16 protein-coding genes and 1 tRNA gene are annotated in these 13,938 nt (G+C 61.5%); 1 reads left to right on the forward strand and 16 read right to left on the reverse strand.

All coding sequences use genetic code 11. The features are described 5' to 3' along the window. Window positions 1-451: 451 nt before the first annotated feature. From RBA95_RS04500 to RBA95_RS04525, 6 genes are all read right to left on the reverse strand, one after another. Window positions 452-529, reverse strand: a tRNA-Pro gene (locus RBA95_RS04500). A 126-nt stretch (window positions 530-655) separates the two neighbouring features. Continuing rightward, entirely contained in the window at window positions 656-1,153 is a 498-nt protein-coding gene (locus tag RBA95_RS04505) for a MerR family transcriptional regulator (protein ID WP_306015619.1), read from the reverse strand. A gap of 9 nt (window positions 1,154-1,162) precedes the next feature. Next, entirely contained in the window at window positions 1,163-1,465 is a 303-nt protein-coding gene (locus RBA95_RS04510) for an integration host factor subunit alpha (protein ID WP_022702219.1), read from the reverse strand. Between the two features lie 91 nt (window positions 1,466-1,556). Further along, window positions 1,557-2,525 (reverse strand): beta-ketoacyl-ACP synthase III, encoded by a 969-nt coding sequence (locus RBA95_RS04515; protein WP_306015620.1) that lies wholly within the window; start codon window positions 2,523-2,525, stop codon window positions 1,557-1,559. Then, window positions 2,522-3,580: a phosphate acyltransferase PlsX gene (plsX, locus tag RBA95_RS04520; RefSeq protein ID WP_306015621.1), complete on the reverse strand. Its 1,059-nt coding sequence runs from the start codon at window positions 3,578-3,580 to the stop codon at window positions 2,522-2,524. The genes RBA95_RS04515 and plsX overlap by 4 nt, the downstream gene beginning before the upstream one ends. Window positions 3,581-3,680: 100 nt before the next feature. Further along, window positions 3,681-4,214 (reverse strand): ubiquinol-cytochrome C chaperone family protein, encoded by a 534-nt coding sequence (locus tag RBA95_RS04525; RefSeq protein WP_306015622.1) that lies wholly within the window; start codon window positions 4,212-4,214, stop codon window positions 3,681-3,683. 127 nt (window positions 4,215-4,341) lie between these two features. On the opposite strand from RBA95_RS04525, the gene RBA95_RS04530 reads away from it, so the two are divergent. Continuing rightward, window positions 4,342-4,839, forward strand: a complete 498-nt coding sequence (locus tag RBA95_RS04530; RefSeq protein ID WP_306015623.1) for an outer membrane protein assembly factor BamE — start codon at window positions 4,342-4,344, stop codon at window positions 4,837-4,839. A 74-nt stretch (window positions 4,840-4,913) separates the two neighbouring features. Here the strand turns inward: RBA95_RS04530 and RBA95_RS04535 are convergent, their stop codons facing one another. The 10 genes from RBA95_RS04535 to glyA all read right to left on the reverse strand — a co-directional run bounded on the left by RBA95_RS04535 (window position 4,914) and on the right by glyA (window position 13,889). After that, on the reverse strand, window positions 4,914-7,064 hold the full coding sequence (locus RBA95_RS04535; RefSeq protein WP_306015624.1) for a sodium-translocating pyrophosphatase: 2,151 nt from the start codon (window positions 7,062-7,064) through the stop codon (window positions 4,914-4,916). Between the two features lie 164 nt (window positions 7,065-7,228). Next, window positions 7,229-7,744 (reverse strand): hypothetical protein, encoded by a 516-nt coding sequence (locus RBA95_RS04540; protein WP_306015625.1) that lies wholly within the window; start codon window positions 7,742-7,744, stop codon window positions 7,229-7,231. A gap of 23 nt (window positions 7,745-7,767) precedes the next feature. Next, on the reverse strand, window positions 7,768-8,763 hold the full coding sequence (thiL, locus tag RBA95_RS04545) for a thiamine-phosphate kinase (protein ID WP_306015626.1): 996 nt from the start codon (window positions 8,761-8,763) through the stop codon (window positions 7,768-7,770). 4 nt (window positions 8,764-8,767) lie between these two features. Further along, window positions 8,768-9,244: a transcription antitermination factor NusB gene (nusB, locus tag RBA95_RS04550; RefSeq protein WP_306015627.1), complete on the reverse strand. Its 477-nt coding sequence runs from the start codon at window positions 9,242-9,244 to the stop codon at window positions 8,768-8,770. Further along, window positions 9,244-9,681 carry a 6,7-dimethyl-8-ribityllumazine synthase gene (locus tag RBA95_RS04555; protein ID WP_306015628.1) on the reverse strand — a complete coding sequence of 146 codons (438 nt, stop codon included), beginning with the start codon at window positions 9,679-9,681 and terminating at the stop codon, window positions 9,244-9,246. Before RBA95_RS04555 ends, nusB begins: the two co-directional genes overlap by 1 nt. An 11-nt stretch (window positions 9,682-9,692) precedes the next feature. Next, window positions 9,693-10,814 (reverse strand): 3,4-dihydroxy-2-butanone-4-phosphate synthase, encoded by a 1,122-nt coding sequence (gene ribB, locus RBA95_RS04560; protein ID WP_306015629.1) that lies wholly within the window; start codon window positions 10,812-10,814, stop codon window positions 9,693-9,695. Further along, a complete protein-coding gene (locus RBA95_RS04565) occupies window positions 10,811-11,443 on the reverse strand; it encodes a riboflavin synthase (RefSeq protein WP_306015630.1) in 633 nt (210 codons plus the stop codon). Before RBA95_RS04565 ends, ribB begins: the two co-directional genes overlap by 4 nt. Window positions 11,444-11,448: 5 nt before the next feature. After that, window positions 11,449-12,099, reverse strand: coding sequence for a RibD family protein (locus RBA95_RS04570; protein ID WP_306015631.1), 651 nt, complete (start codon window positions 12,097-12,099; stop codon window positions 11,449-11,451). Then, window positions 12,096-12,575, reverse strand: coding sequence for a transcriptional regulator NrdR (gene nrdR, locus RBA95_RS04575; protein ID WP_306015632.1), 480 nt, complete (start codon window positions 12,573-12,575; stop codon window positions 12,096-12,098). The genes RBA95_RS04570 and nrdR overlap by 4 nt, the downstream gene beginning before the upstream one ends. Window positions 12,576-12,584: 9 nt before the next feature. After that, complete coding sequence (gene glyA, locus RBA95_RS04580; protein ID WP_306015633.1) at window positions 12,585-13,889, reverse strand: serine hydroxymethyltransferase; 1,305 nt, start codon at window positions 13,887-13,889, stop codon at window positions 12,585-12,587. Window positions 13,890-13,938 lie beyond the last annotated feature (49 nt).

Here is a 13,938-nt window from a genome sequence, read left to right on the forward strand (position 1 = left end):
AGGCACGCAATCTGATTAATGCCAGGTAAAATGAGTCCTCCCCGCGCAGTGCGCCCAGAAAGAGTGTCAGCGTTGCTCATAGCCGTAGAAACGGCTGGGTTTCAGGTGCATTCAGTTGAAATACGCAATGACGGCTCGGTTGCCCTCGTTTTTCAGCCTGAAACAACAGAGCGAGAAGTCGTTCAGCGGGAAAGCGCTGCAGAATATGCCATGCGTCAACGCAGGGCACGAAAAGCACGCGAAGCTAAAGAGAAATGATTCGTTGGCGCTTGTAGTGCACTGGTCACGGTTTGCAGTTTTGACCAGGGCACAAAATTTTAAGTGATTGATTCAATGCAGCAAAAGTAGCCGACAGGCACCAAGGTTCTGGAATCTGCCGCTAAATTGCAAACCGGTTTGCAAATTTCAAGCGAGCATGAAACTGCCAAGGCTTTGTAATAAAAGAAGGAAATGGTCGGAACGGCGAGATTCGAACTCGCGACCCCTGGTCCCCCAGACCAGTGCGCTAACCGGGCTGCGCCACGTTCCGACGTTTCACTCCCTGAACAGGTCCCGGCGTTCAGAGAGGAAAGACGTATAAAAGGCTGTTCGCTGTCAGGCAACCATTCAGAGCCGTGTGTCGCAGCCCGTTTGCAGCCTGAACCACAGTTCGCAATCAGGCGGATTTCTGCAGGACGCCGGTGAGCCGTTCGCGCGCCTGTTCCAGGCGTGTGAGCGCCCGTTTCGCCAGGTCGATCTGGCTCGCGCTAAGCATCGTCGCTGGGGTAGACGTCACCGTCTGAGCGGCCTGAACTTGATCAGGGGGTGCGGTCGAGTCCTGCGGTTCAGATTCGGCTTTTGTCGGCTTGAGATCCTGTGCGGGATCCGGGCTCGGGGTCTGGGCATCCGCGAGGGCGGCGACTACAGCGACGCCATGCTCCCGCAAATATTTCTGCGCGCCTTTGATGGTGTAACCGTCATCGTAAAGAAGGCGACGCAAGCCCTTGAGCAACAGGACATCCTGGCGGCGGTACATGCGTCGGCCGCCAGCCCGTTTGACCGGTTTGAGTTGAGCGAACTTGCTTTCCCAGAATCGCAAGACATGGGGCGGGAGCCCGGCCTCTTCCCCGGCTTCTGATATGGTCCGGTAGGCGTCTGGCGATTTGTCGCTCATGAGGGGGTCCTATTTGGACAGGGCGGCGTCCACCCGATCCTTGAGCACTTGCGAGGGTTTGAACACCAGCACGCGGCGCGGCTCGATCGGCACTTCCTCGCCCGTTTTGGGGTTGCGTCCCACACGACCAGTCTTGTCGCGCAGCAAGAACGATCCGAAGGAAGAGAGTTTGACTGATTCTCCGCCGACAAGCTTGTCGGAGATCATGTCCAGAACGGCTTCAACCAACTCCGCGCTTTCGTGTCGGGACAAGCCGACTTCGCGATGGACGGCATCTGACAAATCGGCGCGCGTGACGGTCTTCGAACCCATATTGGCCCCCGTTTTAATGTCTGCGTTGAAGACGTTACGTCTTAAACGCCGTCATGGTCAACGTTAACCATAGGTCGGACAATGAACGCACTTAATAGCGCGCTAACGCCGCGCCCCAGGTGAAGCCGCCGCCAAGCGCTTCCATCAACACCGTATCGCCGCGTTTGATGCGGCCATCCTGGACCGCCGCGTCGAAGGCCAACGGAATGGAAGCGGCGGACGTATTGCCATGGTCCGCCACGGTGGACACCACCTGATCCACTGAAATACCGAGCTTTTTCGCAACACCGAGCAGGATGCGCTGGTTGGCCTGGTGCGGCACCACCCAGTCAATGTCGGCGATCTCCACGCCCGTCTGCTCGCACAACGTCGTCATGGCGCCGGAAATCTTGGTGACCGCGTGCCGGAACACCTGATTGCCCTGCATGCGCAAATGGCCAACGGTCTTGGTCCGGGACGGCCCGCCATCCACATACAGCAGGTCACAGAACTCACCATCAGATTGCAGATGGGTCTTGAGCACGCCCTTGAACTCTTCAGGGTCGCCCTCCTCGGCCGTCAGCAGCATGGCGCCGGCCCCATCACCGAACAGCACGCAGGTCGTCCGGTCGGTCCAGTCGAGAATGCGCGAGAAGGTTTCCGCGCCGATCACAAGCGCGCATTTGGCCTGGCCGGTGCGGATATAGCTGTCCGCCGTGGCGAGCGCGTAGAGAAAGCCCGAACACACCGCGTGAACATCAAAGGCGAAGCCTTTCTTGATGCCCAACTTGTGCTGAACGATCGTCGCTGTGGCGGGAAAGGTCAGATCCGGCGTCGCGGTGGCGACAATGATCAGGTCCACATCATCCAGCGCCATGCCTGAGTGCTTGACCGCCTTGCGCGCCGCCTCGACCCCAAGATCGGAGGTATATTCGCCGTCCGCCGCTATATGGCGCTTGGTGATGCCGGTGCGCTCGCGAATCCATTCGTCGCTGGTTTCAACAATCGCCTCCATGCCCTTATTGGTTAGGACTTTGTCAGGCAGGTGCGAGCCGATCCCGGCGATGCGTGAATAGGTCAAGCGGTTTCCCCCTCGGAAACATCGTCATACTCGAGCGCCGACAGGCGTTCGAGATTCAGTTCGATCTCTGACAGAAAGCGGCTGTCCGCCATCTCAAGCGCGATTCTGAGCGATGTCGCGAAGCCCTGAGCGTCCGTGCCGCCATGGCTTTTGACGACAACGCCGTTCAGGCCCAGGAACACGCCGCCATTTACATTGCGCGGATCCATCTTGGCGCGCAGCTGCCCCAGAGCGCCCAGGCTGAGAAGGCCCGTCGCCAGCTTGGCGATGAAGGAGCTCGTCAGCGCTTCGCGCAGCCAACCGCCCACAAGACGCGCCGTGCCCTCGGCGGTCTTCAGCGCCACATTGCCAGTGAACCCATCGGTCACGACGACATTGGTGGTGCCGGCGGAAATATCATCGCCCTCAATGAAGCCCTGATAATCAAGGTCCAGCTCGGCTTCGCGGATCAGCGCATCCGCATCGCGAATGGTCTGGTCACCCTTGAGCTCTTCCTGGCCCACATTCAGAAGACCGACAGTGGGATGCTTCACGCCATGAACGGCGCGATGAAAGGCTTCACCCAACACAGCGAATTCAACGAGTTGGGACGGAGAGCAATCCACATTGGCGCCCACATCGAGCACAGTGGAGAACCCCTGCGGCGCAGGCCAGCTGGCGGCGATGGCGGGGCGGTGCACGCCCTTCTTCATGCGCAGGATGACCTTGGAAATGGCCATCAGCGCGCCGGTATTGCCCGCCGAGACCGCCACATGGGCCTCGCCTTCCTTGACCGACAGCACCGCATTCCACATCGACGATCCGCGCGCCCGGCGCACGGCTTCGGACGGCTTGGCGGACATGTCCACTTCACTGTCGGAATGACGAATCTCGCACGCATCCGCCAGCCCGTCATGGGCTTTGACCAGAGGCGCGATCTGCGCCTCATCGCCATGCAGGATCAGCTTCACCGCGCGTTTGCGGCCTTTGAGAAAATGCGCGACGCCGTCAACGACGATCTTCGGCGCATCATCGCCGCCCATGGCGTCGATGGATAGGACCAACGGTGAGGTCATAGACAATCCGTCTTAAATCAACACACGCGCCAGCATGCAGCCAGCGGCGCGCGAACCTTACTCATTGACCTTGTCATTGCAAGCAAAGCCCTCCGCTCCCTCACAGGGGAGCATAGCGGGGCGGTTCGCCCTGAAGAAGAGCCTCGATGGGTTGCGCCTTGAGCATCTCGGCGCTCTTTAGCGCGTAGCGGGCCAGGCGTTCACAGACGCTGGCGCTGAGCGGGCTTTCCTCGAACAGGTTGCGTTCAATGGCTTCAGCCAGCGCCTCCTGATCGCCTTCATTCAGCGGATCCTCGTAGGCCTTGGCGCGGCCATAGAAGGCTTCGCCCATCACCTTGATCTTCTTGCCCACGCTGAGATCGCCGGTCGCCATTTCACGCAGGGCGGCATCCATGTCGTCGAACATGACGTCGAAGACCAGCTGGGACAGGTCCCGTCCCGCCTCATCACCTTCGCGCAGACGACGCATCAGTAGCACGGCGTGCAGAACGATCATGTCAAACCGCCCGTCAACGCTGTCCTCAACGCCTTCAGGCCCGTAAAACTCAGGCGTTCGGGCTGCTCGCACCAGGGAGTCGTAAAGCTGACGCGCAATCTCCTTGCGCGGGTCTTTCTTAAACAGTCGGCTGAACATGTATTAACAGGCTCCCCTCACTGAGCGCTTGCAGCTATGGTTCCATCCGGTTACGTCAGGCAGATAGTCTTGCGCAAGCCGACTGACCACTGACGTTCGCGTCGCCGTTGCCTACCAAGGAGCCCTCATGCGCCTCAGCCGTGCGATTATCACCGCCACCGTCCTGGTCAGCGCCGGACTGGTCTCGGCCTGCAATCCGACCCTGCGCAGCCATGGCTTCCGCTATCCTGACGGGGAAGTGCCCGAGCTGACGGTGGGCGTGGACAGCCAGTCCACGGTTCTGGCGGCACTGGGCAATCCCTCCACCCGCGGCGCGTTCGAACAAGACACCTGGTATTATATCTCGGCGACGCGCGAATATCTCGCCTATCTGCGTCCCGACACCCGTGAGCGCCGCATCATCGCCGTCCGCTTTGACGATGAAGGCCTGGTCAGCGCCGTGGACGAATACGGCATGGAAGATGGTCGCGTCGTCGCCTTTGTCGACCGCGAGACACCGACCCGCGGCCGTGAACTGACCATTCTGGAACAGCTTCTGGGCAATGTGGGCCGCTTGCCCAGCGAACAGTTCGGCGGCGAACAGAATCTGCCCGGCGGCGCTGGCGGTCCGCGCCCCAACGGCTAGACTTCGAACCTTGGCGAACACAAAAAAACCCCCGACGCAATCGCCGGGGGTTTTTCTTTGTCGCTGTGACGGGGCTACATCCCCGCCAGCACCGCCAGCATGAGTAAGGCCACGATATTGGTGATCTTGATCATCGGGTTCACGGCCGGACCGGCCGTGTCCTTGTAGGGATCGCCCACCGTATCGCCGGTGACGGCAGCCTTGTGAGCGTCAGAGCCCTTCCCGCCATGATGGCCGTCCTCGATATACTTCTTGGCGTTGTCCCAGGCCCCGCCGCCGGCGGTCATGGAGATCGCCACATAAAGGCCGGTGACAATCACGCCCAAAAGCATGGCGCCCACGCTGGCCAGCGCTTCGGCCCGGCCCGCAATCAGGTTCACAACACCGAACAGGACAATTGGGCTGAGGACGGGCAACAAGGACGGAATGATCATTTCCCGGATCGCGGCCTTGGTCAGAAGGTCCACAGCCCGGCCATAATCGGGCTTCACCTCGCCCTTCAGGATGCCCGGGCTTTCGCGGAATTGACGACGCACTTCCTCGACCACGGCCTGCGCGGCCCGGCCCACGGCGGTCATGGACATGCCACCGAACAGGAAGGGCAAGAGCCCGCCAAACAACAGCCCGACCACCACATAGGGGTTAGACAGTGAGAAATTCACCGTCAGCCCGGCGAAGAAGGGATAGGTCTCCGGATTGGAGGCGAAATAGGCCAGATCCTCGGTATAGGCGGCGAACAGCACGAGCGCGCCCAGCCCTGCCGAGCCGATGGCGTAGCCCTTCGTGACGGCCTTGGTGGTATTACCCACCGCATCAAGCTGGTCGGTGGTGTCGCGCACCGCGCCTTCCAGCCCCGCCATTTCGGCGATCCCGCCGGCATTGTCGGTGACCGGGCCGAACGCATCGAGCGCAACCACCATCCCCGCGAGCGCCAGCATGGTCGTCACCGCGATGGCGATGCCGAACAAGCCGGCCAGATTGAAGGTCAGCATGATCGCGCCAATAATGACGAGCGCCGGCAAGGCCGTGGCCTCCATGGAGACGGCCAGCCCCTGGATGACATTCGCGCCGTGACCCGACTCAGAGGCCTTCGCCACCGATTTCACCGGCCCGTAGTCGACGCCTGTATAGAACTCGGTGATCCAGACGATCAGGCCGGTGACCACAAGGCCCGTCAGGCCGCAATAGAACAGGGACAAAGCGCTGATCTCACGCCCCATGGCGGTCAGCACCGTGGCGTCGAACCCCAATACGAAGTGCGTCGCGACGGCCAGACCTAGCGCAGACAGGATCGCGGTGGCGAAGAAGCCCTTGTACAGCGCCCCCATCACATTGGTGGAGCCTTTTCCTAGACGTACGAAAAAGGCGCCCAGAATGGATGCGACCATGCAGACCCCGCCGATCGCCAGCGGATAAATCATCATGGAATCGAGCGTGATCGCGCCCATGGCGTCGCGGAAATAGATCGAGGCCAGCACCATGGTGGCCACAATGGTCACGGCGTAAGTTTCAAACAGGTCCGCCGCCATGCCCGCGCAATCGCCGACATTGTCGCCCACATTGTCTGCAATCGTAGCGGCGTTCCGCGGATCATCCTCGGGGATGCCGGCTTCCACCTTGCCGACCATGTCGCCGCCGACATCCGCGCCCTTGGTGAAGATGCCGCCGCCCAGTCGCGCGAAGATCGAGATGAGGGACGCGCCAAATCCGAGCGCCACGAGACCGTCAATGATTTCGCGGGGTTGTTCAGCAGCGTTGAAAGACGCGCCCTGAGTGAGGAAGAGATAGTAACCGGTGACCGCCAACAGCGCCAAACCCGCCACGAGCATGCCTGTGATCGCCCCGGCCCGGAACGCCATCGACAATCCGGCCTGAAGCGAGTCCATCGCCGCCTGCGTCGTACGCACATTCGCGCGCACCGAAACCAGCATGCCGATGAACCCGGCAGCGCCGGACAGGACCGCGCCGATCAGGAAGCCGATGGCCACAACGGGCCCCAGCAAAACGCCCACCAGAATCAAAATCGCCGCCCCTACGGCGGCGATCGTCATATACTGGCGTTTGAGATAGGCGTTCGCGCCTTCCTGGATAGCGCTGGCGATTTCCTGCATGCGCTCCGATCCTGCACTGGCAGACAGAATGGAGCGGATCTGAAAGGCCCCGTAGAGCACCGCCAGGCCGCCACAGGCCAGCGAGATCCAGAGCCAGATAGTCACTGATTGCATGACACCCTCCCCGAGCGTCTAAGTACTGTTTTCACAGCCGCTTCAGAGACATGGGAAAGCCCCAATGACCGGCGGCTTTTGCTTTGACAGCTAAAAGCCTAGTCACGCTTTTCAGAGGGATGCAACAGTAAAGAGAAATGCTGCGGTGCAGCTATATTGCCGGATCAGTTCATGGGCCGGACGTCAGAGCCCAAAAGATCGAGACGCTCGATCTGGGCTGGGTCGACCACATCACCCAGGGCCGCCAGCAAGACTTCGCGAGTATTCTCGCGATCGATCTCGCCCGCTTCATTGATGTGGAACGGATGACGGTGCGCCGAACGCACCATGACATCCACCATGAAGTGCAAGCGTTCGATGAAGCGGGTCTGGCTCACGCCGCGCGCCAGGCAAATCCGTGGCGTCACAAAGGCATAGCCATACAGATAATGGCTCGATTCAATAGGCACCACGATGGACGGCACATCCACATTCCGAGGACAGGTCTCGTCTTCGCCGAACTCGGCCATCAGCGCCTGGGTTGCTTCCTCAACGGAGTTGTAAAGCGGCAGATCGGTGGACGCCACGTCACCGGGCTTAGCGGATCCACCGCCACCTCCACCGCCTCCACCGCCGCCTGCGAAGGCGGGAGCGGACAGGAGCAGTGCGCTGCACAATGCGTATGCGAAAAAGCGAATCATGACTCCTCCCTACAGGAGAAGCCTCAAAAATGCGTAAATCCAAAAGACGACGGCGAGAGCGTGCAATCACCAGCCTGCACCACAAGCGCGCCTTCAGATGCGCCCGACGACTCGACCTTTCCCAGACGGCTGACCGGTACGCCGGTCGCCTGAGCTGATGTGATGAAAGTCGAGACCTGTTCTTCAGGCAGGGTCAGCAGGAGCTCGTAATCATCACCGGAAGACGCCAGTTCCAGCAAAGCCGCAACTCGGTCAGCCTGGTCAGCGAGCCATCGCTCCGCCGCCTGTGATCGGGGCATGTCGTCCAGATCGAGGGTAAGCGTGACGCCGGAGGCCTGTGCAATATGGCGCGCATCCGACAAGAGGCCGTCTGAAATATCGATTGCCGCATGCGCCTGGGAACGCACCAATGGCGCCAGATCGCAACGTGGATCCGGCAAGGTGAAGCGACGCTTCAGATAGGCCTTGTCTTGTGAGTTGGGGGCATACTTCCCCTGATGCATCTTCAGCCCCAGTCCGGCATCCCCGATCGTGCCCGTAACCAGCACGACATCCCCCGGTTGCGCGGCGCTGCGGCGCACCGATTGTCCCTTGGGCAGGGTTCCGAACGCCGTGATCGAAATCATCCAGGGACCGTCTGACGCGGTCGTATCCCCACCCGCCAGATGGACGCCGTACGCGTTCTGATCGAGCGCAAGACCGTCTGCAAAGCCCGCCATGCGCGCCTCACGTCCGGTTTCAGGCCAGACGACACAGGCGAGATAGGCATAAGGGTCCGCGCCCATGGCGGCGAGATCGGACAGATTGACGCGCAACGCCTTACGCGCCGCCAGAGCCGGGTCCTCATCGACGGGAAAGTGACGCCCTTCGATCAGCGTATCGGCCGTTATGGCCCATTCGCATCCGTCCGGAGGCGAAAGCACGGCGCCATCATCAGTCAGGTTCGCCGCACCCGGCAGGCCGGCGCTGAGCGGGACGAGCCGGGAGCGGATATATTCGAACTCGCCCTGCCCGCTCATCAGATCAGGCGTCGCGCACCTGCTTGGCGAGCGCATCCAGCGTCGCGTTCACGAAACCAGGCTCGGAGTCTTCAAAGAAGGCGTGCGCCACATCGACATATTCATTGATGACGACCGCAGGCGGCACGTCCTGACGCGCAATCAGTTCATAACCGCCCGCCCGCAGAATGGCGCGCACGGTCGCGTCCAGGCGTGACAGTTTCCAGCCTTCCTTGAGAACACCGCTGACATGCTTGTCCACATCGGCCTGGATGGAAACGATGCCGGTGACGAGGTCTTCGAAGAATTCCTCATCGGTTTCGACATAGTCGCCGGGTTCTTCCTCATAGCCAAAGCGATGATCGCGGAATTCCTTGACCACGGCTTTCGCGCCCGAGCCTGAGGTCTCCATCTGATAGAGCGCCTGAACAGCGCTCAACCGCGCGGAGCGGCGCAGACGAGCCCGGCGATCAGAGGCGGCTTCCTGGCTGGGATCGCTCATCAGGCCGCCCCGAATTTGCGCTTGAGATCCAGAAGGGCCAGCGCCGCATTCGCTGCATCGCCGCCCTTGTTCTTCTCGTCGACATTGGCGCGAACGCGCGCCTGCTTGATGTTCTCGACCGTCAGGATGCCATTGCCGACCGGAACCCCGTTCAGGCTCAGATCCATCAGGCCGCGCGCGGATTCCCCGCACACATAATCAAAATGGCTGGTTTCACCGCGGATCACGCAACCAAGCGCCACATAGGCGTCATAGGGAGACTTGCCCTGTTGAGCGAGCGCGATGGCCGCCGGGATCTCTAGCGCGCCCGGCACTTCCACGACATCGACGCTGACGCCAGCCGCCTCACACGCGCCCGTGGCGCCGGCCACAAGCTGTTCGGTGATGTCTTCATAAAACGGGGCTGCGATCAGCAGCACACGGGTTTCAGCGCTCACTCGCGCCTCCTTCAATCAAATTCGCGTTGCTCGACGACTTCAAGGCCGTAGCCGTCCAGCCCCACAATGTTTTGCGGCGTGGTGGACAAGAGGGTCATCTTGCGCACGCCCAGATCCAGTAATATTTGCGCGCCCAGACCATATTCCCGCAAACGACGCTCTTCGCGCGTATCCGGCGGATCAGACGGCGCGGCACCAAAGCGCTCGGTGATGGCGGCGCGATTGGTCTCGCGAATAAACACCATTACAGCCGGGCCGTCATGTGCGGCGAGCGCTTTCACGCCCTTATCCACCAGCCCCGTGCGTCCGCCAAGCGCGCCAAGCACGTCATCGGCGAAGCTGACCTTGTGCATCCGCACCAGGGTCGGCGCTTCGCCCTTGATTTCGCCTTTGCTCAAAGCGACATGCTCGACATTGTCCACCAGCGACCGGAAGACAGTCAATTTGAACGGACCGCCCGCCTCGGTCGTCACCTGGGTGTCCATGCGCCGCTCGACGAAGCGGTCGTGCTGGCGGCGATAAGCGATCAGATCGGCGATCGCGCCGATCTTCATATCGTGTTCCCTGGCGAACTCGATGAGGTCGGGCAGACGGGCCATAGTCCCGTCATCCTTCATGATTTCACAGATCACGCCCGCAGGGTTCACGCCAGCCAGCCGCGCAATATCGACGGCGGCTTCGGTATGCCCGGCACGGACGAGAACGCCGCCATCGCGTGCGACGAGCGGGAAAACATGACCCGGCGACACCACATCCTCGGATCCCTTGGACGGATCAATGGCGGTGGCGACCGTCAGGGCCCGGTCATGGGCGGAAATGCCGGTGGAGATGCCTTCGCGCGCCTCGATCGACACCGTGAAATTGGTCGAGTGTCGCGACTGGTTACGCTGGCTCATGAAGGGCAGCTGCAAGGTCTTGGCGCGATCCTGGGTCATTGAAAGGCAGATCAGGCCCCGACCATACCGCGCCATGAAATTGATCACGTCCGGCGTCGCGAACTGGGCGGGGATGATCAGATCGCCCTCATTCTCGCGATCCTCGGCATCCACCAGAATGAACATCCGGCCGTTGCGGGCTTCCTCGATGATTTCTTCCACCGGGGACAGCGCAGATTGGGGGGCGGCTTCGCTCACGACTGGACCTCTTTGTTTGTGGGCGCGGCTTCACGCGCCTGCATGAGACGGGCGGCGTAGCGCGCCATCACGTCCACCTCAAGGTTGACGCGCGCTCCAGCCTGCAATGTTCCCAAAGTTGTGACCTCGGCGGTATGCGGGATGATCATGAGTTCGAATTCATCACCATCGACCCGATTCACTGTCAAAGACACGCCGTCCACGGTGATCGAGCCCTTGTAAGCGATAAAGGCGCTCAGGTCGGATGGCGCCTGGACGATGAAACGGATCCAGCCGTCTTCATCGGTGCGCGCCGCAACGCGCCCCACCCCGTCCACATGACCCTGAACGATATGACCGCCCAGCTCGTCACCGACTTTCAGGGCGCGTTCGAGATTGACCGCGTCCCCTTCGGACCAACCGCCCAGTGTGGTCTTGGACAGGGTTTCGGGAGACACGTCGAGATCGTATTCCGCGCCTTCGGCCGTCTTGCGACACTCCACGACCGTCAGGCAGACCCCGGCATGCGCGATGGAGGCGCCAAGCGCGATCGTATCGGCATCATAGGGACTTGAGACGGTCATGCGGCGAACATCGCCGTCTTTGACAGACACGATCCGCCCCAGGGCGGAGACGAGGCCGGTGAACATCGGGATTATCCCTTCTGGTAGGTTTCCCAGAGATCCGCACCGCACGTGCGGACTGATATGCGGTTGAATGTGGGCGCGAGACCAAGTTCCTCAAGGCCAAGCCCTGCAATACAGGCTCGTCCTTCCGCGCCTATGAGCTTGGGCGCGCGAAACCATTCGATCCGGGTCACGCAGCCCGAGCGGATGGCGGCGCCTGCGATCTCGGCTCCGGCCTCGATCATGACGCTCTCAATCCCCTTGCTCGCCAGAGTCTGCATGACTGAAGAAAAGGACACGCGGCCCTCATCATCCGCTTCGGTCTCAAACAGTTCCACATTCTCGAGATCCGAACGCGCCCCGCCCGTGTGAAACACCCAGACCGCGTCGCCCGTCAGGATTTCCGAGAACACCGGCAGGCGCAGCTGGCTGTCCAGAACAATGCGTTGGGGCTGACGGGCGGCAGGCGAGCCCTCGGGACGCGCCGTCATTTGCGGATCATCGGCCAGCACAGTGCCGATCCCGGTCAGGAGCGCGTCATGCGCCGCGCGCATGCGGTGCACCTCGGCACGCGCCTCCGGGCCTGTGATCCACTGGGACTGACCGTTCGCCAGCGCAATGCGGCCATCAAGACTGGTGGCGAGTTTCAAGGTGACGCGCATCGGGGCGGACGCCGTCATTGCTCCGGGTCCAGATCATCCTCATGGCCCAGCTTCTCGCCCTTGATGAACTCGGAGAAGTCGTCGACCTCCTGAAAGTCCTTGTAGACCGAGGCGTAGCGCACATAGGCGACGGTATCGAGATTGCGGAGCCCGTCCATGACCAGCTCGCCAATGACGCTGGCGGGCGCATCCGGATCGCCCCGGCTCTCCAGACGACGCACAATGCCCGAGATCATCTGCTCGACACGCTCGCGTTCTATGGCGCGCTTTTGCGTCGCCAGCAGAACGGATCGAGCCAGCTTGTCCCGGTCAAAGGCTTCGCGTTTGCCATCTGACTTGAGCACATGCAGATCGCGCAGCTGCACCCGTTCAAACGTGGTGAAGCGGGCGCCGCACGCCGGACATTGCCGACGGCGGCGGATCGCCTGGCTGTCTTCAGCCGGGCGGGAATCCTTCACCTGGGAATCAGGGTTGGCGCAAAACGGACACCGCATGGCGCAACTTTAGCCGAGAGCCGGATAGATGGGGAAGCGTTCACACAGGCCGATCACTTCATCACGCACCCGGGCTTCCACCGCGGCATCACCTTCCTTGTTGACTGCCAGCGCATCAAGCACTTCGGCCATCATCTCGCCGACCCGGCGGAACTCGTCCGCGCCAAAGCCGCGAGTCGTGCCCGCCGGGGCGCCGACGCGCAGACCGGAGGTGACCGTGGGCTTCTCCGGATCAAACGGCACGCCGTTCTTGTTGCAGGTCATGTGAGCGCGTTCGAGCGCGGCTTCGGAAATATCGCCGGTCAGCTGTTTGGGGCGCAGGTCGACCAGCGCCAGATGGCTGTCGGTACCGCCGGATACGATGTCGTAGCCGGCATCGGAGAGCGCACTCGCCATGGCGCGGCAGTTCTCGATGACAGATGCGGCATAGGCCTTGAATTCGGGGCGCAGCGCTTCGCCAAAGGCCACGGCCTTGCCCGCAATGACGTGCATGAGCGGACCGCCCTGCATGCCCGGAAAAACGGCCGAATTGAACTTCTTGCCGAGGTCGGCGTCGCGGCTGATGATCATGCCGCCGCGCGGACCGCGCAGGGTCTTGTGCGTGGTCGTGGTGCACACATCGGCCAGCGGCACCGGGTTCGGATAGGCCCCGCCCGCCACAAGACCGGCAAAGTGCGCCATGTCGACCAGAAGGTAAGCGCCCACTTCGTCGGCGATATCCCGGAAGGCCTGGAAATCGATCTCGCGTGGATAGGCGGAACCGCCCGCGATGATCATTTGCGGCTGGAGCTCTTTGGCCTGTTCGCGCAGCTTGTCATAGTCGATGAGCGCATTGTCCTCGCGCACGCCATAAGCATGGGCTTCAAACCATTTGCCCGACAGGTTCGGTCGCGCGCCATGGGTCAGGTGCCCGCCCGCGGACAGATCAAGACCCAGAATCTTGTCGCCCGGCTTGAGGAGCGCCAGGAACACCGCCTGGTTGGCCTGACTGCCGGAATTGGGCTGCACATTGGCATAGGCGGCGCCGAACAATTGCTTGGCGCGATCAATCGCAAGCTCTTCAGCGATGTCGACAAACTCGCAACCGCCATAATAACGACGCCCCGGATAACCCTCGGCGTACTTGTTCGTCAGGGGCGAGCCCTGCGCTTCCAGAACGGCGCGCGAGACGATGTTCTCGGACGCGATCAGTTCGATCTGCGTCTGCTGACGATGAATTTCCTTGCTGATCGCAGACGCCAGTTGCGGATCGGCGTCAGCCAGCGATTGAGAAAAGAAAGACGTATGTTGGGCGGTAGATTGCGCGTCAGCCATCTCGCACTCCGTATAGAGGATCTTGTAAGCTACATACGGCCCGGCGACA

It is taken from the genome of Oceanicaulis sp. MMSF_3324, from assembly GCF_030733545.1.
Classification (GTDB): Bacteria; Pseudomonadota; Alphaproteobacteria; order Caulobacterales; family Maricaulaceae; genus Oceanicaulis.

Excerpts from the sequence above, each read along its gene's own strand:
- RBA95_RS04505 (WP_306015619.1), bottom strand. The coding sequence starts at position 1,153 with ATGAGCGACAAATCGCCAGACGCCTACCGGACCATATCAGAAGCCGGG.
- RBA95_RS04510 (WP_022702219.1), bottom strand. The coding sequence starts at position 1,465 with ATGGGTTCGAAGACCGTCACGCGCGCCGATTTGTCAGATGCCGTCCAT.
- plsX (WP_306015621.1), bottom strand. The coding sequence starts at position 3,580 with ATGACCTCACCGTTGGTCCTATCCATCGACGCCATGGGCGGCGATGAT.
- RBA95_RS04525 (WP_306015622.1), bottom strand. The coding sequence starts at position 4,214 with ATGTTCAGCCGACTGTTTAAGAAAGACCCGCGCAAGGAGATTGCGCGT.
- RBA95_RS04530 (WP_306015623.1), top strand. The coding sequence starts at position 4,342 with ATGCGCCTCAGCCGTGCGATTATCACCGCCACCGTCCTGGTCAGCGCC.
- RBA95_RS04535 (WP_306015624.1), bottom strand. The coding sequence starts at position 7,064 with ATGCAATCAGTGACTATCTGGCTCTGGATCTCGCTGGCCTGTGGCGGC.
- RBA95_RS04540 (WP_306015625.1), bottom strand. The coding sequence starts at position 7,744 with ATGATTCGCTTTTTCGCATACGCATTGTGCAGCGCACTGCTCCTGTCC.
- thiL (WP_306015626.1), bottom strand. The coding sequence starts at position 8,763 with ATGAGCGGGCAGGGCGAGTTCGAATATATCCGCTCCCGGCTCGTCCCG.
- nusB (WP_306015627.1), bottom strand. The coding sequence starts at position 9,244 with ATGAGCGATCCCAGCCAGGAAGCCGCCTCTGATCGCCGGGCTCGTCTG.
- RBA95_RS04565 (WP_306015630.1), bottom strand. The coding sequence starts at position 11,443 with ATGTTCACCGGCCTCGTCTCCGCCCTGGGGCGGATCGTGTCTGTCAAA.
- RBA95_RS04570 (WP_306015631.1), bottom strand. The coding sequence starts at position 12,099 with ATGACGGCGTCCGCCCCGATGCGCGTCACCTTGAAACTCGCCACCAGT.
- nrdR (WP_306015632.1), bottom strand. The coding sequence starts at position 12,575 with ATGCGGTGTCCGTTTTGCGCCAACCCTGATTCCCAGGTGAAGGATTCC.
- glyA (WP_306015633.1), bottom strand. The coding sequence starts at position 13,889 with ATGGCTGACGCGCAATCTACCGCCCAACATACGTCTTTCTTTTCTCAA.